Source organism: Trichodesmium erythraeum IMS101 (assembly GCF_000014265.1).
Taxonomy (GTDB): Bacteria; Cyanobacteriota; Cyanobacteriia; order Cyanobacteriales; family Microcoleaceae; genus Trichodesmium; species Trichodesmium erythraeum.
In genome coordinates this window covers 2,834,297-2,853,563 of the sequence record NC_008312.1, presented here as the reverse complement: position 1 = coordinate 2,853,563, position 19,267 = coordinate 2,834,297, and the positions used below count along the sequence as shown (strand labels likewise).

General features: G+C 33.8%; 15 protein-coding genes and 1 pseudogene. 9 read left to right on the top strand and 7 right to left on the bottom strand.

Annotated elements, in window-relative coordinates; translation table 11 throughout:
- Positions 1-28: 28 nt before the first annotated feature.
- Positions 29-238, bottom strand: coding sequence for a hypothetical protein (locus tag TERY_RS08765; protein WP_044136604.1), 210 nt, complete (start codon positions 236-238; stop codon positions 29-31).
- Between the two features lie 235 nt (positions 239-473).
- The gene (locus TERY_RS08760; RefSeq protein WP_011611495.1) at positions 474-731 is read right to left on the bottom strand and encodes an ALF repeat-containing protein; all 258 of its coding nucleotides are present in this window, start codon (positions 729-731) and stop codon (positions 474-476) included.
- Positions 732-1,380: 649 nt separating this feature from the next.
- Here TERY_RS08760 and TERY_RS08755 point away from each other — a divergent pair.
- The 4 genes from TERY_RS08755 to TERY_RS08740 all read left to right on the top strand — a co-directional run bounded on the left by TERY_RS08755 (position 1,381) and on the right by TERY_RS08740 (position 5,972).
- Entirely contained in the window at positions 1,381-2,298 is a 918-nt protein-coding gene (locus tag TERY_RS08755) for an MBL fold metallo-hydrolase (protein ID WP_011611494.1), read from the top strand.
- A gap of 89 nt (positions 2,299-2,387) precedes the next feature.
- Complete coding sequence (locus TERY_RS08750) at positions 2,388-3,494, top strand: bifunctional riboflavin kinase/FAD synthetase (protein WP_011611493.1); 1,107 nt, start codon at positions 2,388-2,390, stop codon at positions 3,492-3,494.
- An 851-nt stretch (positions 3,495-4,345) separates the two neighbouring features.
- Positions 4,346-4,615 carry an RNA-binding protein gene (locus tag TERY_RS08745; RefSeq protein WP_011611492.1) on the top strand — a complete coding sequence of 90 codons (270 nt, stop codon included), beginning with the start codon at positions 4,346-4,348 and terminating at the stop codon, positions 4,613-4,615.
- A 448-nt stretch (positions 4,616-5,063) separates the two neighbouring features.
- Entirely contained in the window at positions 5,064-5,972 is a 909-nt protein-coding gene (locus TERY_RS08740) for an AAA family ATPase (protein WP_011611491.1), read from the top strand.
- A 575-nt stretch (positions 5,973-6,547) separates the two neighbouring features.
- On the opposite strand, the gene cbiB is transcribed toward TERY_RS08740, so the two are convergent.
- Complete coding sequence (cbiB, locus tag TERY_RS08735) at positions 6,548-7,540, bottom strand: adenosylcobinamide-phosphate synthase CbiB (protein WP_011611490.1); 993 nt, start codon at positions 7,538-7,540, stop codon at positions 6,548-6,550.
- Positions 7,541-7,638: 98 nt separating this feature from the next.
- The gene (locus tag TERY_RS08730) at positions 7,639-8,082 is read right to left on the bottom strand and encodes an Rrf2 family transcriptional regulator (RefSeq protein WP_011611489.1); all 444 of its coding nucleotides are present in this window, start codon (positions 8,080-8,082) and stop codon (positions 7,639-7,641) included.
- 314 nt (positions 8,083-8,396) lie between these two features.
- On the opposite strand from TERY_RS08730, the gene TERY_RS08725 reads away from it, so the two are divergent.
- Positions 8,397-8,819 carry an AbrB-like transcriptional regulator gene (locus TERY_RS08725; RefSeq protein ID WP_011611488.1) on the top strand — a complete coding sequence of 141 codons (423 nt, stop codon included), beginning with the start codon at positions 8,397-8,399 and terminating at the stop codon, positions 8,817-8,819.
- A 1,040-nt stretch (positions 8,820-9,859) separates the two neighbouring features.
- On the top strand, positions 9,860-10,390 hold the full coding sequence (gene pyrR, locus TERY_RS08720) for a bifunctional pyr operon transcriptional regulator/uracil phosphoribosyltransferase PyrR (RefSeq protein ID WP_011611487.1): 531 nt from the start codon (positions 9,860-9,862) through the stop codon (positions 10,388-10,390).
- Positions 10,391-10,878: 488 nt separating this feature from the next.
- Here the strand turns inward: pyrR and TERY_RS08715 are convergent, their stop codons facing one another.
- Positions 10,879-12,249 (bottom strand): LCP family protein, encoded by a 1,371-nt coding sequence (locus TERY_RS08715; protein ID WP_011611486.1) that lies wholly within the window; start codon positions 12,247-12,249, stop codon positions 10,879-10,881.
- Positions 12,250-12,410: 161 nt separating this feature from the next.
- On the opposite strand from TERY_RS08715, the gene TERY_RS08710 reads away from it, so the two are divergent.
- Positions 12,411-13,460, top strand: a complete 1,050-nt coding sequence (locus TERY_RS08710) for a sugar phosphate nucleotidyltransferase (protein ID WP_011611485.1) — start codon at positions 12,411-12,413, stop codon at positions 13,458-13,460.
- 657 nt (positions 13,461-14,117) lie between these two features.
- Here the strand turns inward: TERY_RS08710 and TERY_RS08705 are convergent.
- Positions 14,118-15,239 carry an amidohydrolase family protein gene (locus TERY_RS08705; protein ID WP_011611484.1) on the bottom strand — a complete coding sequence of 374 codons (1,122 nt, stop codon included), beginning with the start codon at positions 15,237-15,239 and terminating at the stop codon, positions 14,118-14,120.
- 238 nt (positions 15,240-15,477) lie between these two features.
- On the opposite strand from TERY_RS08705, the gene TERY_RS08700 reads away from it, so the two are divergent.
- Entirely contained in the window at positions 15,478-15,822 is a 345-nt protein-coding gene (locus TERY_RS08700; RefSeq protein WP_370497185.1) for a Uma2 family endonuclease, read from the top strand.
- Between the two features lie 1,548 nt (positions 15,823-17,370).
- Positions 17,371-18,408, top strand: a pseudogene (locus TERY_RS27660) (IS630 family transposase).
- Between the two features lie 43 nt (positions 18,409-18,451).
- Here TERY_RS27660 and ilvN read toward each other — a convergent pair.
- Positions 18,452-18,970: an acetolactate synthase small subunit gene (gene ilvN / locus TERY_RS08680; RefSeq protein WP_011611481.1), complete on the bottom strand. Its 519-nt coding sequence runs from the start codon at positions 18,968-18,970 to the stop codon at positions 18,452-18,454.
- Positions 18,971-19,267: the final 297 nt, after the last annotated feature.

The window sequence follows — 19,267 nt, the reverse complement described above, 5'->3', positions numbered from 1 at the left end:
CTTGAGTGTTATTATTGCCTGATGCAGTTTATTGGAAAACAGCCCCTTGATTATCTTTAACGTTTTGTTCTATTCTAAGTCCATCATCAGATTCTGTTGGGTTTTGATCAGATAGCTCCTCTGGGTTTTTGCCTTGCTCTTGACCACTCTTACCTAGATTATCTAGACCATTTTCAGTTCCAGAATCTTTTCCCCATGGGTCCTCAATAGTTGGGTCCTTGTTCGGGTCTGTGCTCATAAATACAATACTTGTTTAACTGAGTAGAAATTACGAAAAAAAACTTTGGAGCTAATTTATTTACTCAATCTAGAGATACTTAATTTCTTTAAACGAAAAAGCTTTTACCATATTCAGTCGAATTTTCGTTTAGATGTATTTGAAATCCTCCTTTTTTGGAGTTTCATAAGTTTAAAAATCAGCTCTTAAATTAAAAACTTTAATAAGTTGTCCTGTAAAGTGCTGCTTGAGAAATTTATTCAGGTTTAATCCAACTTTTAACAATAGCTTTCCCCACATTAATATAAGGATTGTCCAAAAACTCTTCAATTGCAGCCTCACTACCAGATTTCAAGGCAGCAACAGCTCGACGTTTAAGACTGGGAGTCGTCTCATCATTAACATAAGCTACTATCTCAACTTCAGTAGCATTAGGATCGCTAACTTCTAGCTGCTTAAGAAGCCTTTGAATTTCTGTCGCTGCTTCTGCAAGAGTTTTCTGCTGCTCAGTCAAATGAACACTTTGGTTTATTAGTTGACTATTGTTGTTACCTCTTGCAGCTTGCTAAGAAACTCCATATGATCCACTAACAGATTGGGAAATTCTATGGGGTTGATTCAGAAATATATATGTATAAAGTATTCTTGTAAAGATAAATAAAAAGTTATTTTAGCACGTTAAACTTACAACTAAGCCTGTATAAAAACTTAAATAATTATTATATCACTTAATTATAGCTTTTTGGATTTATTATTATTAATAAATCATGTTGAATTTGATTTAATGTTATGAGAAATAGTGTTGTTGACAGAATATTTTTATAATTATTTCTAGGTTATTTTCCTTTCCAACTAATATTAATATTCCCATTGTGAACCTAAACTATTCCACATCATAAAAATCAATAAAAAAAAGATGACAATTATTGAGAGTTACCTAAGATGTCCACCCTTATCAAACTTCAACTAGCCCAGGAACTATGGAAACCTACGAATAGCAACACTTTTAGGTCGTAGAGTATGTCAATGATAGTAAATTATAGATTACAATTATAATATGATAGGAATCTATATATTTATTCCCAAAGCAAAGCCATTTTAATTTGAGTAAAAAAAACTTGACTCATCTATGGTTTAACGGAATAAATTCTGGCATAAAATTCATGTTGCTTAAACAAAATCAATTCACAATTATATTTTGGGGCGTCAGAGGCAGTATTGCCTGCCCTGGTACAGAAACGGTAAGATATGGAGGAAACACACCTTGTTTAGAAATGCGAGTTGGTGGACATCGCCTCATCTTTGATGGTGGTACTGGCCTACGAGTTTTAGGTCAGTCCCTTATATCTCACATGCCAGTAGATGCCCATATGTTATTTACTCATACACACTGGGATCATATTCAAGGTTTTCCTTTTTTTGCACCTGCCTTTGTTAAAAATAATCGTTTCCACATATATGGACCAGTAGCTCCTAATGGAGCTACTATTCAACAAAGACTTAATGACCAAATGCTTAACCCTAATTTTCCGGTCCCTCTGCAAATTATGGGTGCTGAACTAAAATTTTTTGATCTGGAAACAGGTAGGTCAATCAAAATTGATGATGTACTTATAGAAAATGCTTTACTTAATCATCCAGGAGAAGCCGTGGGATATCGTGTAAATTGGCAAGGTTATTCCGCTGCTTATGTTTCTGACACAGAACATTTTCCAGATCGCTTGGATGAAAATGTTTTATTTTTGGCTCGTCATGCAGATGTTTTAATCTACGATGCAACCTATACAGATGAAGAATATTACTCGAAAAAGTCTAGTAAAATAGGTTGGGGCCACTCCACTTGGCAGGAAGCTATAAAAATTGCTAAAACAGCTCAAGTCAAAAAATTGGTTATTTTTCACCATGACCCCTTGCACAATGATGATTTTTTAGATAATGTAGGGGAGAAAGTAGCAGAAAAATTTCCTAATAGTTTGATGGCAAGGGAAGGTCTGTCAATTCAATTAATTCCTCCGGATAATGATCAGGAAGAAAACTTAGAAGTAAAGACCGTTGTAAAAGAACTTAAAATTTCTGCTTAATTGAAATTTTGTAAGTAAACTAACAAAAAACTTATAAAAAATCAGATTAGATCTGGTAAAAGGTGAGTAAATTAATACAAATATAAAGTGTGTGGATAACTTCTTCTTTAGCTACAGCTCTAACTCCAACAGCAGTTGCCTTAGGAAACTTTGATGGTTTACATCAAGGACATAGGCAAGTAATAGAACCAATTTTAAACTTAAAGGGTAGATCAAAGTTACTTTCTGTTTGTCCATCAGAATTGACAAGAACTACAGAAGTAGATGAAGATACAAAGCTTAAATTATGGCATCAAGATTCAAAATTATCATCATGGCATTTTGAAAATGAATTGGGAAAAAATGATGATTACCTAAGGCAAAAAATTTATTCCACTGTTGTTACTTTTAATCCTCATCCACAAGAGTTTTTTAGTGGAAAACCAAAAAAATTGTTAGCTCCACTAGAAGAAAAATTGGCAATATTTAAACATATCGGAGTTGAACAAGTAGTATTATTGCCATTTGATCGAAATTTGGCCGATCTAACTCCTAATAAATTTGTAGAAGAAATTTTAGTAAAAGGCTTACAAGTACATCAAATAAGCGTGGGGTGTGATTTTTGTTTTGGACAAAAAAGAGCAGGAAAGGCCAAAGATTTGCAGGCGATCGCTGGTTACTATGATATAGATGTAACAACTGTACCTCTATATCATAGTGAAAATGGAGAGCGTATTAGTAGTTCTATAATTCGTCAAGCTTTAGAAAAAGGAGATCTAGATAAATCAAATCGTTTATTAGGTCGTCCTTACAGTTTAATTGGTGAAGTGGTGCATGGACAACAACTAGGTAGAACTTTAGGATTTCCTACAGCAAATCTTCAGCTAGCAGCACAAAAATTCTTGCCTCGTTTTGGGGTTTATGCTGTGGAAGTCTATCTTTCTCGACAAAAACAACCTCAAGAAATACTTCATGCTGAGAGCCCCTATTTAGGAGTAATGAACGTTGGTTGCCGCCCTACATTAAATAGTTTAGATCCAACTGTTGAAGTTCACCTATTAGATATGTCTCAAGATTTATATGGTCAAACTTTAACTGTAAATTTGATAGAGTTTTTGCGACCTGAACAAAAATTCGCTTCTCTAGATTTACTGAAAGCTCAAATATATGAAGATTGTAGAATTGCTAGAAGTATACTTAAAAATCAAACTATATAATACCAAGCAGATTAGAATCTTTATTACATAAGGTAGGGATGTTTTATAAAACATCCCTAAGTCAGAAGAAAGACCCAATAGGAAAGTAAGTCTTGAAAAATAAGGGGTATATGGATAAAAATAACTACTTTTTTATGAATTAGATACGCTCTTTTTAAGCAACTATAATTAAGATGCACCATGGACTGTGTATTATTTTTTTCTCTTTGGTATAAGAGATTGAATATATCAGGAAATATCACAAAGAAGGCAGGGAATAGGGGAAAAAAGAATTATTTATTACCTATTTTTTACGATGACTTTATGAGTATGAATACTAAGAACCACTAGCTGTAGACTGATTTCAATACTTGACCTTATTCAAATAATAATATTTAGTTGCTCAACAAGTTCCTTAATACTTATTTTTAAATTAATTATTTCTATAGCATGATACTGATAATTATACCAAACTTACAAAATATAAAATATAGCACTCCTAATTTTAATTTTTAGATGTCATTGAAAATTTAGTAAAGATTTTATATAACTAGAATATCAAAAACTTTATTGTTAGTTTTCAATTAGATGAAAGTTTTATAGTATTTCTCCAATTACTGAGGTACGATTGTTTTTGTTCTATTCTAGTCCCTACTCCCGTGCTACAAAAGAATTTTGTATCTCATTCAGAGATAAGAATTGCTATTACTTATATAATTTTGAAGCCAAACTATCTATGATAAAATCTAGTTTGAGAATAGGTATAGGTTGCAGTTTTTGCTTTCAGTGATGAGCTTTTTGATGATATTTCATCTGGCATTACTGGCCTTCCGAAATCTCTCTATATTAAATTCCTATTTTGGAGGTCAATCATGTCGGTTTACGTTGGAAACCTTTCCTATGATGCAACAGATGAGGATCTAAAGACTGCCTTTGCTAAATATGGTAATGTTAAGCGAGTTCAAGTCCCTAATGATCGTGAAACTGGTCGCCCCCGGGGCTTTGCTTTTGTAGAAATGGAGAGTGAAGATGAAGAGACAGCAGCAATTGAGGGACTGGATGGTTCTGAATTAATGGGACGTATTCTCAAAGTTAATAAGGCCAGGCCACGAGAAGAACGAGGTAGTGGTGGTAGAAGATAGAGCTTCTCTAGTGACCAATAACAAAGTCAGAAGTCAGAAGTTGTTTTTGTAATGATATAGGAGTGAGCAACCCTCCAGAAATATTTTGCCATTCAAGGTGGAGTGGCAATACCCAATTATTTTGAGAAATTATGTAAGTAAAATCAGATTTAATTTAAGGGATGGGAATTAATCCTATTCCTTTTATATTCTTAGGTAATCACAATTTGATTCATGGTTTTTGTGTTCTGCATAGCGATCGCACAAAGTTTGTTAGTACTATAAAACATTTTTACTGAAGCTCGCAAAGCTTCCTCCTATAATTTAGTAGGGACGTTTCATGGTTAATCTTGATTCATGGAAACTATAGTTATTTCAGTTAAGATTGAAAGAAAGCTTTCTTACTCTGAAAAGGTTTTAGGTGAAAAAGTATTTTATTCTTATTTGAAATGACTACATTAATAATTTTATGATAGAAAGTATTGAAAAGCTAAAAGAAAATCTGAGTCAAGCTATTGTGGGCAAAGAAGATGGCATCAAGTTAGTATTAGTAGCTCTACTTTCAGGGGGTCATGTTCTTCTAGAAGATGTTCCCGGTGTAGGTAAAACCTTACTAGCAAAATCTTTAGCTTATTCGATCGCTGGAAAGTTTCAGCGAATTCAATGTACTCCTGACTTACTACCCACTGATATTACTGGTACTAATATTTGGAATCCTCGCAGTGGAGAATTTGAATTTCTACCCGGCCCGGTCTTTGCAAACGTCCTATTGACGGATGAAATTAATCGTGCAACACCTCGTACTCAGTCTGCTCTTTTGGAAGTAATGGAGGAAAAACAGGTTACCATAGATGGGGTGTCGCGTTCTGTTCCTAACCCATTTTTTGTAATTGCAACTCAGAACCCAATTGAGTATCAGGGAACATTTCCATTGCCAGAAGCACAAATGGATCGTTTTACTTTATCTCTAACATTAGGCTATCCTACAGAGTCGGAAGAGCTTCAGATGCTACAAAGAATTTCTGAAGGTTCAGGAGTTAAGACACTAAAAGCTTGCATTACTTTGGAGGAAGTACAGGAGTTACGTCGTTTATGCAGCTTAGTCAAAGTAGATGAGTCTTTGAAAAAGTATATTCTCAAACTGGTTAGAGCAACAAGGGAAGATGAAGAAATTACACTAGGTGTTAGTCCTCGTGGAACAGTTACTTTACATCAAGCAACTCAAGCTTTAGGTTTTCTATCCGGAAGAAATTATGCTATTCCTGATGATGTCAAGTTTCTTGTTCCTTATGTACTTTCCCATCGTTTAATAACCGTAGGAGGAAGACAGACGAAAACAGTTGTGGAAAGGTTACTGGGTTCTATCACAGTTTCCTAGTTGAAATTTTTGGGATATTGGGAGTAGGAGAGTAGGGAAAGTTGAAGTAATTATAGAATTATAAACTTATGATAACTAAGCTAGGCATATCAAATCATAGACTATATCTAGGGGTTTTCCGGCGGGAAACCCCCTACTAGATATTGTAGATATGTTAGTTATGTGTAACCCTTGTATTGATTATATAATCAATTGGATTAGGGTTGCTCTAGTGTGGGTATGATTAGTATTTTTGGTAATTGCTAAACTATTGAATAACAAATAGTTTAGATTGTTCAATTTTGATTTTCATACTTTGATATAGCAAGGCCATCAGATTCTATATTACAGCAGTTTGGTGTTGCTGGTAAGGTACATTTTCAGCATTTACCCTATAGATCCGGTAGTTCCCTCATCTGCTGCAAAAGTAATTTGTGAGCAAAAAACTAGGTCTCCTGCCTATTTTAAGGAGGAAAAAAATGTTCGCGATATGTATTTTAAGGCTTGACTTCAGGGATCAGTACTGATAATAACTAAAATTACTTAGTTTTTGGTGCTCAAATGCTAGGCAAACAGAATTTACCAATGTTCATACCCTAAATGCCTAGTATTATAAAAAATAATCCTAACCAGATTAAAAAACAGTAACGAGTTAACTGTAATGCCCGATCAATAGTTTCTGCTGTAATTGGATGAGTCGCTTCTCCCAATAGTGGTTTATATTTAACCGTCCCCTTGTAAGAGTTGGCACCACCCATTTGTACTCCCAATGTTGCAGCATAGGCACATTCACTCCAACCAGCATTAGGACTTGGGTCTTTGACTGCATCCCTTTGACATATTTTGCAAACATATAGAGGTTTGCCAGAGAGGAACGCTATAGTCAATACATTTAAGCGACAAGGTAACCAGGTTAAAATATCTTCTAGTTTGGCACTAAACCATCCTATATGAGTATAAGGTGCTTCTTTGTAGCCTACCATTGAGTCTAATGTACTGGCAGCTTTGTACGCAAAGGCCAAAGGTATACTGCCTACATCAGGTATTATTGCTCCTACTAAAGCATAAAATAATGGTGCTATTACCCCATCTGTAGCATTTTCTGTGACTGTTTCCAAAACTGCGCGAAATATTTCTGAAATTGATAAATTTTCTGTATCTCTACCTACATATAAACTTAAATTTTGGCGTGCTTGAATTAAATTACCACCTAGGGCAGGTTTAAGTACGTCTTTAGCTGCAGTATTTAAACTTTTACCAGCAAAACAGCTAGCTAATAGAATGCTTTCTAATATTACAGTTAATAAAGGAAATTGGACAAAATTTATTCGTAAAGCTTGAACAATTAACCAACTGATAACTCCACTACCGAAAACAAGAGTGATTGTTAGTAAAATACCAGCAAATCTCAGTACAAAGCTAGGGAAGTTCTCTCTATAATTTTTACTGAGTTGAAAAATCATTTGAGTGTAATGAGTAATTATCCATCCCATAACTTTTACAGGATGTGGCCAACTCCAAGGATCGCCAATCAAATAATCTAGACAAGCAGCTATAAAAATAACAATGAAAGTATAGTTATAAGTCACAGTAATTCAATAATTGTAAATTTATTTGAGTGAATAATTCTTGCTAATCATTTAACCACTGATTAACTTTTACAACTTTAGACTTAAACTATCAAAAACTAAACCACAAAATTTGTTTCTTCTCCTACTACAGTTTGCCAACTACGAACATCGTAGTATAAATCTTCTAGGGAAATATTGTAAAGAGCTTCAGAAAGTTTTTTATGGATCCGATGCCAGATACAATAAGTAACCCAGTCTTCTGCATGGCTAGCATTAGGAGTATATTTAAACAAAGGTTCAATTGTTTCACCAACAGATTCTAGTATTTCTCCTAAAGATATTTGAGCTGGTAATTTAGCTAGTTGATATCCACCTTGAGCCCCACGAAATGATACAACTAAACCTCCACGACGCATCTCTATTAGTAACTTTTCAAGATAGGCTACAGGTATGTTTTGACGTACTGCTATTTCTTTGACAGATACTGGTGTATTACTTTGTTGTAAGCTTAAATCTAAAAGTGCCTTAACACTATAATGTCCACGAGTAGTTAACTTCATTGTATACTACCTTAATTCAAAGGAGCTAGAGTAATTTATAGTTGTAACTATATCAAATGGCCACTCAACTAAATAGGTTAATAGTTGATAGTTAATCTCTCAACGCTTATATTACATACTATATAGATGATTGCTGAATTTAATCAATCACTATTCTTAGATTTTTATATTAAAAATTTAATTGAATAAATGAAATATTTGGATAATTAGTGTAATATAGTTTTACAAGCAAACATCAAGCTATTGTTTATTGGAATTAAAAAAAGCCAAGACAAAAGTTGATAAATGTAGTAAAGTTATATAGGAATGAAAACATGTCAAAAAAGAAAAATCCTGATCCCTTACAAGGGGAAGATTTACTTACAAAAGTAAAAGACTTAGGTAATAAAACTAAGGAAGATAAAGCTAGGGCATGTGGCTACTACACCGTTACAAAAAATGGTGTTGAACGAGTTAACATGATGAAATTTTTGAATGCTTTGATTGATGCTGAAGGTATTAAATTAGATGGGAAACAAAATGGTAATGGGCGCGGGGGACGTTCTGCTAGTTATAGGATTAGCGTACAATCTAATGGTAATTTACTAATTGGTGCAGCTTATACTAAACAAATGGATTTACAACCAGGAGATGAGTTTGAAATTTCCTTAGGACGTAAACATATTCATTTGCGTCAAGTAGATGGGAATGTGGATGTTGAAGAAGAGGAGTTAGAAGAGGAAATGGCAATAACATGATTTTAAGTTAAGACTAAATATTGTCATATTTATCATGAGAAATCCCCATCTCTTTTTGAGGGGGGAAAATAAGTAGATTCAATCAAGCAGCTCAAGGAATTGTGGCTTTTCTCTGCTATTATTTCTGACTCCAACTCAGAAAAAGTTTTAGTAAAATGAATCTTTGTTAGTAGGAGCAAAGTTTTTCTGAATACTCAGGCTAAAGACTTGCAGGGAAGAAGGATATTATTTGATTTATAGCTCCTTGGCTCAAAATATACTGTTCAGCAGATGTAGAGCAAAAATAAACGCAATGTATTTTGTGTCAATCATAACCATTTGCCCTACTCTCTCTGAAGGGTAGGGTTATTTCAGCATATTTCTCTCTAAGAAAATCTAGGAAACTAATAGGAATTAAACTGTTCGATTTATCAAATATTTAGTTACCGTTGTTTATGAGATTATTCGAGAGAAATATCATCTAAAAAATATATCAGTTTGATCCAAAATATAGCTCCAATACGGACTATTTAAGGATTTCCTTTAACAGTTCTGTAACCTAAAAAGCTGACCTCATAGTTCTATAGCATTTTTTACTTTGTCCAAAATCTGGTAGCTTTGTGCTAATAAAGAATCAAAGTATTACTGGAAAATGCTTACAGCACCTACAGTTCAAGTTGAGTTAATTTATGACTGAGAACATTGTTATAAGTCAAAGCTCGCAAGAGTTATTCCCAGAACTTTTACTATCTAGTTTATTAGCTGAATGTCTGATAATTTTTACTGAAAGGCTGATTAGACAATAGCCAAGACCAGGCTAATTGAAGAAATGATGATTAATGCTATGAAAAATAAGAAAATACTCTTTAAAACTATATTAATGTCCAGTTGTTATACAATATAAAGGCTAATGGCATTAATAAATGATGATAGAAAATTTTACTATTGTCCTTATTTTTATTTAAACTAAAAATACGATAAAATACTCATAGAATAAAAACAAATTTACAAAGTCGCCCACTTATGGGGGACGTTTCAGACCAATTTTTTTTGGTGAATAAATGAGCAAGACAGTAGAAATTTTATCGGCAAAAGAGTTACGGCGTAGTGTTACTCGTCTGGCTTCCCAAGTAATTGAAAAGTCAGGAGATTTATCTCAATTGCTGTTATTAGGTATTCATACTAGAGGAGTGCCACTAGCAAAAGTTTTAGGAAATCAAATTGAATTACTAGAACAAGTTAAAGTACCTGTGGGAGCATTAGATATTACCTTTTATCGAGATGATTTGGACCAAGTGGGAATGCGAACCCCGGCAAAAACAGAAATTCCTGTGGATATTACTGGTAAGATTGTGGTGTTAGTTGATGATGTGATTTATAAAGGTCGAACAGTTCGAGCTGCTTTGAATGCAGTTGTTGAGTATGGTCGCCCAGAGGTAATTAGATTAGTTGTTTTAGTGGATAGGGGTCATCGAGAGTTGCCTATTCATCCAGATTTTACAGGTAAAAAATTACCCACTTCTAAGGAAGAACAGGTGAAGGTTTATATGCAAGCTATTGATGGAAGAGATGGGGTAGAGTTATTTCGATAGACAGCAGGAAATTGGGAGGAAGGAAAGTAGCATAGGAAACAACCAAAGAAGATTTACCGAAAAATTGGGGGTTACAGCCTCAACAACTTGCTGTAGCTGTATTCACATTCAAGATATGCTGTTAAGCCTAGAATTTATGATTGTCCTAAATAGGGATCTTGGAGTCAGTCAAAGAGTAAATTTTGTGGTCGCCTTGAGGTTTGATGCTTGTAAGTTAGTAGCCGGCAACGGCCTCAGTAGAAGGAGAAAATAAACATTAAAATGTTACTTATTTTGACGTTTGATATTGGTTTTATCAAGCAGTGCTACCTAATATCATGTCTCTTTGAATACTCACTGTGGGAAAATATTACGAAATTGGAAATTGGGAATTGGAAGAAATTGATGTGATCAAATCATTTTGAGCATGGCTAATTAATGAGATTTGATTATAGTCGGGAAATTTTTCTTTCAAGTTTTTCCTGGTTTCCTATTCTCTAATCTCTATATTAAAGGTCTGATGAATCAATTTTGGCTTCAACTTCATTTTTTTCTAAAAGATTAATTTTATTAATAGAATCTTCCCCTAATCTAATGGTCAAATCAGAACCTATCTCACCTGTAGAAGTTGGTTCAATATTACCAAAACCCAAAGTATTTTGCAAAACTTCTGCTAAATCTAAATAACCCCCTTGAACAATAACTTGAGTCAAATGTTGTTTGTCAGACCAGTCAGGAACTACATAAACATTGTCAAATCCTTCGTTACGCAAATACTGAGCAAATTTTGTTGCTACTTGAGGGTGACTAGAGGCATTTTGCACGGCTATTTTCTTTTCTTGTGGCAAAATTTCATTTTTATATTTTTTATATATATTGTCATAATTAAACTTGTCTAACTTGAAATCGAAATATTGTTCTAGGACACGATCGCGACCCGCCTGATCTATAATCCAATAACTAGCAAAATACTCATTTCTAGAACTAGGTCTTCCTGGCAACATTACCATTTTTAAATCATCTCGCTCCAAGTCAAGACTAAAACTGATCAAAGCCAGCATTTCCGGAAAACTTAAATTAGTATCAACATACTTCTGCATCACCCGAATAATTTGAGGTAGGCGAGGTAAAACTGTCACATTAGTAATACGACTTCGCAGGGCCTTTAGCAAAACTTGTTGTCTTTGCACCCTCCCAATATCGCCATAAACTTCGTCTCGGAAACGAGCAAATTGCTGCGCTTGTTCTCCATTGAGAGTTTGCCAACCTGGCTGTAAATCTATTTTTAACTGCTGAGTATTGTCAATATAAAACATAGGTTGAGAAATAAAAACTTCTACCCCACCCAATTGTTCTACTAATTCTCGAAACCCCTTTTTGCTTACTCGCACATAACGATCAACCTCAACATTATTCAGAGTATTTTTTAAAATATTTTTTGCCAGTTTTGGTCCCCCATATAGATTAGCTTCATTAATTTTAGCAAGACCTATTCCAGGAATTTGGACTTTAGTATCTCGTGGTACAGAAAGTAAACTTACAGTCTTCTTCCTAGGATTAGCTCGTACTAATAGTAAAGTATCACTACGGCCTTCAAATACATTAGGAGAATCTTCTGTTACCCCAGGAACTTCATCAATTCCCATCACTAGGATATTCATAGGTCGTGAAAGTTGGTAAGGTAAGCGTTTACGCCAAACAATAATATCTGGAATAAACTCTTGGAGTAGCTGAGTTATAAATTCTGGTTCAACAGGGGCAAACAAAGCAGTTATTGCTCCCAAAGAAGTAGTTATGGTTCCACTTAACAGTAATATAAGTATCCAGAACCACAATTTCAAGAAAATAGGCTGGGAGTTATTAGAAGAACTATTATTCATAAATTATTGAAAAATAAAAACATAAACTTATAAGTAAGATTATTGCTCTAACTAAGACCTTGCAGTTTAAAAGTTTACTAATCTACTTAATAATTTTGGAGAAACTGACAATCAAAACTTAAAATGGAATTATTTAAGTCTATTAAATAATCTAGAATCTGATGATACCTGTTATTCTTGCTGGTGGAAAAGGAGAACGTTTTTGGCCCCTGAGTCGTAAGCATCGGCCTAAACAGTTTCTTTCTCTTGACGGTAGTGGTAAAAGTTTGTTACAAACCACAGCACAGAGACTACTCCCATTATCTAATGATTGGGGTGGTTTATGGGTTGTGACTTCGGCAATGTTGGCCGCAGGTGTGGCACAACAGTTACCCCAAATACCACAGGAAAATATATTGGCAGAACCGGAAGGAAGGGATACTGCTCCTGCTGTTGCTTGGACAACAATAGAAGCGGCACATCGTTATGGGGAAGATATAGTTGTTGGATTTTTTCCAGCTGACCATTGGATCGGTGAGCCAGAAATATTCCATAAGACTCTGGAGGCAGCAGCAGAATTGGCCACTAACCAGGAGGCTATTGTCACCCTAGGTGTGAAACCTTCTTTTCCTTCTACTGGTTATGGGTATATTGAACAGGGAAAAAAAGCAGGAAATTTTGGCGGGTTTGACGTTTATCAGGTGGCACGGTTTACAGAAAAGCCTAACCGAGAGAAGGCGGAGGAGTTTTTAGCAACGGGGCGTTTTAGTTGGAATGGCGGTATTTTTGTTTTCAGGGTGGGGGTGATGTTGGCGGAGTTGCGAAAATATGTGCCAACAATGATGACTGTTTTGGAGACGATGGGTCCTGGGGGTTATTCTCAGTTGGAGAAAAAGAGTATTGACTATGCAGTGATGGAGAAGACTGATAAGGCTTTTGTGTTACCTGTGGCTTTTGGTTGGGATGATTTGGGTGACTGGAATGGTTTGGAACGTTTGGTTAAGGGGGATAGTGTGAATGTGGAGTTGGCTAATCATTTGGGGTTGGATACGAAGAGGTCGATTTTTTTTGCTACCGATGATGATGATACTATTGTAACTATTGGTTTGGAGGATGTGGTTGTTGTTAGGGATGGGAATGTGACTTTGATTGTTAAAAAGGAGCGATCGCAGGATATTAAGAAGGTTTTGAAGAGTTTGGCTAATCATCCTAAGTTTAAGGATTTATTGTAGGGGAGGAGAAAGGAAGAAGGAAGCAGGAGGGAATAGTTGTAGGAATAGGTGTAGGTTTGGTTGCGCTGTCGCTTAACCTAACAAAAACTTATATGAAAGTATTTTTTTTAGCTAGTAGGGATATTCCATCGAACATCCCTACAATATTTTGCGGTGTTGCTGAATTTAGGGATGAATATAATTGGAGCAGACATTCTACTAGCCCAAAAATATCAGGAACAGGCAAGATGCTCATTTGACAAAAGTACTAAAATTATTCTCTATTTATGCAACGCCTATTTTGCTTCTGACGTGAGATCATTAATTTGAAAAGTACTATAAGATAATAAATTTTGGTTGAAAAAACATTGGAATATTAATAGTAGGATATCCCAATTTTAGTGGGTTGTGCTATATATTTTTGGTTTTGTTATCTCAACCCAACCTACAAATAGTGAAATGGTTTGATTTACCATACTAGAAATGCCTCTATTTTACTGCGAATAAGTGTACATTGATACAAACAAGTTACATCAATTATGATTAAGGATGTTTTCTCCACAATCAATTGTTAAAGGGGTAACTATCCATTATCAATTCAATAAGGGAGCAAGAGACTCTCGCTAACATTGTCGTGACAAAAATAAGAATAATTAGAATAAATGATGCATCATATTATTACATATCTAATTGATAAATATCAGTAGCATTTTTTCTAAGAACATCTACAGCTATTTCCTCAGCTTCATTAATAGTTAAATCTCCATCTTTGACTGATTCCTCTAACACGTATGCCAAAATTTTTCGCCCCCATTTAGCACCTAAATAATACAGGTCAGGAATCAAATGAGCATCTGAAGAATACATCAATTTACTAATAGGTGCTACATCCATTAATTGTCTGACTACATGTTTCATTCCAGCAATACTTAAGGAAGGTATAGCTAACCCAAAACTAATATAAACATTAGGATAAACTGATGCTAAATAACCTGCTTCACGGCTATAAGGATAGGAAGCATGTAATAAAATAATGGGAGTATTTTGAAAGCGATTATCTTCTAATAAAAATCGCAAATGTAGAGGATTTGATTGACGTAAATCTAAGTCTGGATCGCCAAATCCTGTGTGAAATTGTATTGGCATTTTATATTTTGCAGCTATTTCCAATGTCTGGATTATTAAAAAGTCAATTAAAGATTTATGATTGAGACGTGGTAATTTTTCTCCTGAATTTTTTTTAATAGTATTAAATTGAGATTTTGCTAATTCTATATTGACTGGTTGAATCTCTAAACCTGTGCGATAGGCTGCAATACTTTTAAAACCCACTACTTCTTGGGACGGGGGGTCAATTTCTACTCTAAATCTTTCCAAAAATTCGCCAAAACTATTTACTTGAGGAATTAGATTTTGGGCGAGATTTTCGATTCTTAATAATCTTTTTACACCTACAAATTGTTGATGCCATTGCCAAGGTAAAATTTCTTCTGGGAGAAAACCATCATCTAATAAAATAGTCTCTAGGTTGGCTGCGTTAAAACAAGTTTTGGTTAGATTTTCTAACCCTAAATTATCTCGTTTTGCTAATATTTCTGATTCTTGCGGTTCACATTTTAATAAGTCTGCCATATCCCGTAAACTTCGACGATAAAATAGGGTATTACAGCTATGGTAATTAATAATATCGGTATGATGGGCTTCGGTAAAAGCAGCAGCATAAGGATAATGAGCGATCGCTTTTGGTTGTAACAAATTATGAGCGTGTTGGTCAATAGCAGGAATATTCCAAAGTTCCATTTTTATTTATATTTTTAATGAACAATATTTTGGGATTATAACTAATAATAATAGATACCAGGAAACCAAAAAAGTAGGTAAATATTTAGCTATTGAATTATTACAAAATTAGAGTAGCTAAATTTTTGAGGAATATATTTTAATAAAGGGATTTTCTGGTTTATTATTATTGCTAATGATATAATTATACAAAACTTCTATTTTTAAAAATATGATTGCTAACTAAAACACAAATTACATTCCTCCTGAAGAATATTTAAAAGAAGAATTTAGCCCTATTAAACACAAATATATTGATGGACAATTATATGCAATGGCAGGTGCTAGTGATGGCTATGTTACCATTGCTGGCAACTTATTTGCACTGTTAATAAATTATCTCGGACACAGTGGTGGTCGCACCTATATGTCGGACATGAAGGCTCATATAGAAATTACTAATACATTCTTCTATCCTGATATTATGGTAATTTGCGACGCCAGAGATAAAGCTTTGCCAAATCATAAAAAATATATTTGTTTAATAGTGGAAATTTTATTTGATCAAAAACTTGCTAATTATTTTGTTTTTCCAACTATTTAAATAATTTCCCGTTGGCTATTACATTCTATTAATGGTTTATATTCACTGGGAGTAAGCCAAGATAAATTCACGGGTTTTCCTAAGGCGATCGCTAAAAATTATTTCTTTCCTAAGTCGTCAAACCTAAAATTTGTCTGACTAACATCTTGACCGACCTAAGAATTTTATTGAGACAGTATAGGCAGTTTTTTTTTATTATAGAAATTGGTGCAAAAGCAGAAGATAGACAGAGCAATTTTTGCTCACATTGACTACGATTTAATAATAACCAAGACTGAAGCCAAAGGTCTAATTGTAGTTTAAATATCTAAATAAATTACTAAACAAACTGTAATTATTTTTACTAGCAATATTGGAGCATCAGATTTAACTAATAATCACACAGGATAAACAATTTGTAGTGGTATTATGGAGTCATTTAGTGAAGGTAATATTCCTGATTATTCAGAGATATAACGTCATTTTGATACTGAAGTTAGATGGTATTTTAGTAATTATATAGGCAGAACAGAATTACTGGGAAGACTTGGGGATAATATTGTTGTTTTTGATTTACTTCCCTTGGAATTTGTCATCGCAATTGGACAGAATTTTTTGCAACAATACATTGAACTAACGAAAGAAAAATATAATTTAATAATTGAATTTCAACCCTCTATTTTAGATGTTTTATCAATTCGTATGAAAGAAAAAAGGAACTTAATGCTTGGGGGGAGGCGAATTAAGTCTTTATTAGAAACTCTCCTAGAGAAGCCACTAAATAGCTGGATATTTCAAAACTTTCCTGATACAGCTTTTCTAAACAATTAAACTTTATTAGTTGAATTTGATGAAAATAAATGTATAAAAATTAGAAATAGACTAGAGGAATAAAGACAATTATGATTAGTTTTTGAAGGCGATCGCTTGTTCTCCGAACTGAGCCCAAACTCTTCTTCTAGATATAGGCTTTAACCCTAAGGGATGTTTATCCGTTGCCCAGAATTCAACTGTCACTCCTGGGTGTTTTTAACTTACTTCTTGGACTTTTTGGTAGTAATTTATATTTGGGAATTAATATCTTCTCTGGGTTTTAGGTACGGGGGGACTTCTACTGAGCCAAAGTTCCGAACCTTTTACTCTGTTCCCAAAATGGGACGAAAGCGGAATAGGGTAAGTTACCCTGGTCTAGTCTGTCCGTTTTTTGTCTTGGGCTGTTCCCCCACAACTAATTAATGAATAAAATGACAAGATATATATTCAAAACAAACAAATAAAAAGTTGCCCGATGGGCGGACAAGGTAAACTTAATCTTTCGATAAATATCAAAAAATACTCCTAATTACCTAATACTAAACCAAGGAGTAATTGACTAATTTAATAAATTTAACTGAGGATAACTTAGCTAAAAATTTAACTTAGATAATTAGCAATTTAAATAAATAAAGTTGTTAGAAAGTACAATGGTAAGACTTCAATTTAGACAAAAGTTTAAATTACTATAGCAATCCCATATTGGTCGCAACAGATATAATAGTAAGAATAACAGATCTAAGAAAAAGACAAAAAATGAATATTATAGATAAACTAAATGATTTTATTAATCAAACAAAAGAGTCTAAAGAAATTAAAAGGGCCTTGGCCGTAAAAATGACCTTGTCAGGAAAATCCTACCATGAAGTCAAAGAATTATTAAATGTTTCTCACAGTTTTATTAGTGAATGGAAAAACCAAGCATTATTTCATGGTGTAGAAAGTTTAAGGCTTCAGTATCAAGGGAGACAAGGTTACTTAAAAACGGTCGAAAAAGAGAAAACAATTGAGTGGTTGAGAGCACAAGATTATCTTAGGTTATCAGATTTAAAAAACTACTTACAGGAGCAATATGATGTGGTTTTTGAGTCTAATCAAAGTTACTATAACTTGTTTAAAGAAGCGGGCATAAGTTGGAAAAAAACTCAAAAAAAGAATCCTGCTAAAAATGATTAATTAGTAGAAGTTAAAAGAAAAGAAATACAGGAATTTTTAGCTAAATGGCAACCAGAAATAGAAACTGGAAAGCTTACAGTGTTTATGATTGATGAATGTCATCTTCTATGGGGAGACATATTAGGTTATGCTTGGGGAAAAACAGATGAAAGAATAGAAATTGCAATTAAAAATGAAAAAGAAAGACAGACTTATTATGGAGCTTTAGACTATAAAACCAAGGAATTTCTTGTGCAAGAATATGAGAGTGGAAATACTAAAAATACTATTGAATTTATTAAATATTTGCAGAAGCAAAGACCGGGCAACAAATTGGCAATATTTTGGGATGGGGCAACTTACCATAACTCTCAAGAATTTCGAGAATATTTAATGACAATTAATCAATACTTATCAGAAGAAGAATTGTTGATAAATTGTACAAGATTTGCTCCCAATGCTCCGGAGCAAAATCCTGTTGAAGATATTTGGTTACAAACCAAAAATTTCAGTATTACTTTTTATCATCTTTGCAGTTCTTTTAAAGTAGTTAAGTGGCTATTTAAGTTTTTTGCGGATGGTCAAATATTCAATTTCCCAAAACTTTTTCAGTATGAAATTTTGCCGCAACCTACTTAGGATTGCTATATTTCTTATTCTACATAATTAACTTTTTGCTAATTTATACCTCTGAAGTTTGAAGTTTAAGAAATTCAGTATTAACACCAGACTCACGAGTTAAAGCTATTTTTCCTGTTCTCGCAATTTCACGAATACCGTATTTAGAAAGCATTTGGACAATAGCTACCATTTTTCCTGGGTCTCCCACTACTTCAATAGTTAATGAGTCCTCTCCTACGTCTACTACTCGCGCCCGAAAAATAGTTGCGATCTCTATCACTTCTGAGCGCATACTTGTAGTAGCATTAATCTTGAGTAACATTAATTCTCGTTCTACACAGGGAGCAGCTGTAATATCGTGTACTTTCAAAACATTAACCAACTTATATAGTTGCTTGGTTAACTGTTCAATAATTCCATTATCCCCAGGTACTACCATTGTAATTCGAGACACACCGGTTTGTTCTGCTGGCCCAACTGCTAGGCTTTCAATATTAAAGCCACGACGGGCAAATAAACCAGCAATACGGGTTAAAACTCCCGCTTCGTCTTCAACTAATACAGAAAGAGTGTGTTTCATTATCTAAATTCAGTAGAAATGTATTTTATATTTAGTTATCTTATACTAAAATATGAATTAGATCAGGTAATAATTTCAGAAACAATTTTTATTGAATGGGAACGAGAGCTGGAAAAGCAGGTAAAAAAAAATTGGATGAAAAGCGAAAGATTTACTGTAAAAATATCTTATTTTCCCTTGACATTTTCTTAGTTAATTATGCTATTATATATATAATAAATATAAAAAAATAGGTCAACCCAGGGTGATAATTTACGAGTTTAAAGTTCAAGTTAAATCTCAGCAATATAAAGCAAT

Coding starts and splice junctions, on each gene's coding strand:
- TERY_RS08765 (WP_044136604.1), bottom strand. CDS start 238: ATGAGCACAGACCCGAACAAGGACCCAACTATTGAGGACCCATGGGGA.
- TERY_RS08755 (WP_011611494.1), top strand. CDS start 1,381: ATGTTGCTTAAACAAAATCAATTCACAATTATATTTTGGGGCGTCAGA.
- TERY_RS08745 (WP_011611492.1), top strand. CDS start 4,346: ATGTCGGTTTACGTTGGAAACCTTTCCTATGATGCAACAGATGAGGAT.
- TERY_RS08740 (WP_011611491.1), top strand. CDS start 5,064: ATGATAGAAAGTATTGAAAAGCTAAAAGAAAATCTGAGTCAAGCTATT.
- TERY_RS08730 (WP_011611489.1), bottom strand. CDS start 8,082: ATGAAGTTAACTACTCGTGGACATTATAGTGTTAAGGCACTTTTAGAT.
- TERY_RS08725 (WP_011611488.1), top strand. CDS start 8,397: ATGTCAAAAAAGAAAAATCCTGATCCCTTACAAGGGGAAGATTTACTT.
- pyrR (WP_011611487.1), top strand. CDS start 9,860: ATGAGCAAGACAGTAGAAATTTTATCGGCAAAAGAGTTACGGCGTAGT.
- TERY_RS08715 (WP_011611486.1), bottom strand. CDS start 12,249: ATGAATAATAGTTCTTCTAATAACTCCCAGCCTATTTTCTTGAAATTG.
- TERY_RS08710 (WP_011611485.1), top strand. CDS start 12,411: ATGATACCTGTTATTCTTGCTGGTGGAAAAGGAGAACGTTTTTGGCCC.
- TERY_RS08705 (WP_011611484.1), bottom strand. CDS start 15,239: ATGGAACTTTGGAATATTCCTGCTATTGACCAACACGCTCATAATTTG.
- ilvN (WP_011611481.1), bottom strand. CDS start 18,970: ATGAAACACACTCTTTCTGTATTAGTTGAAGACGAAGCGGGAGTTTTA.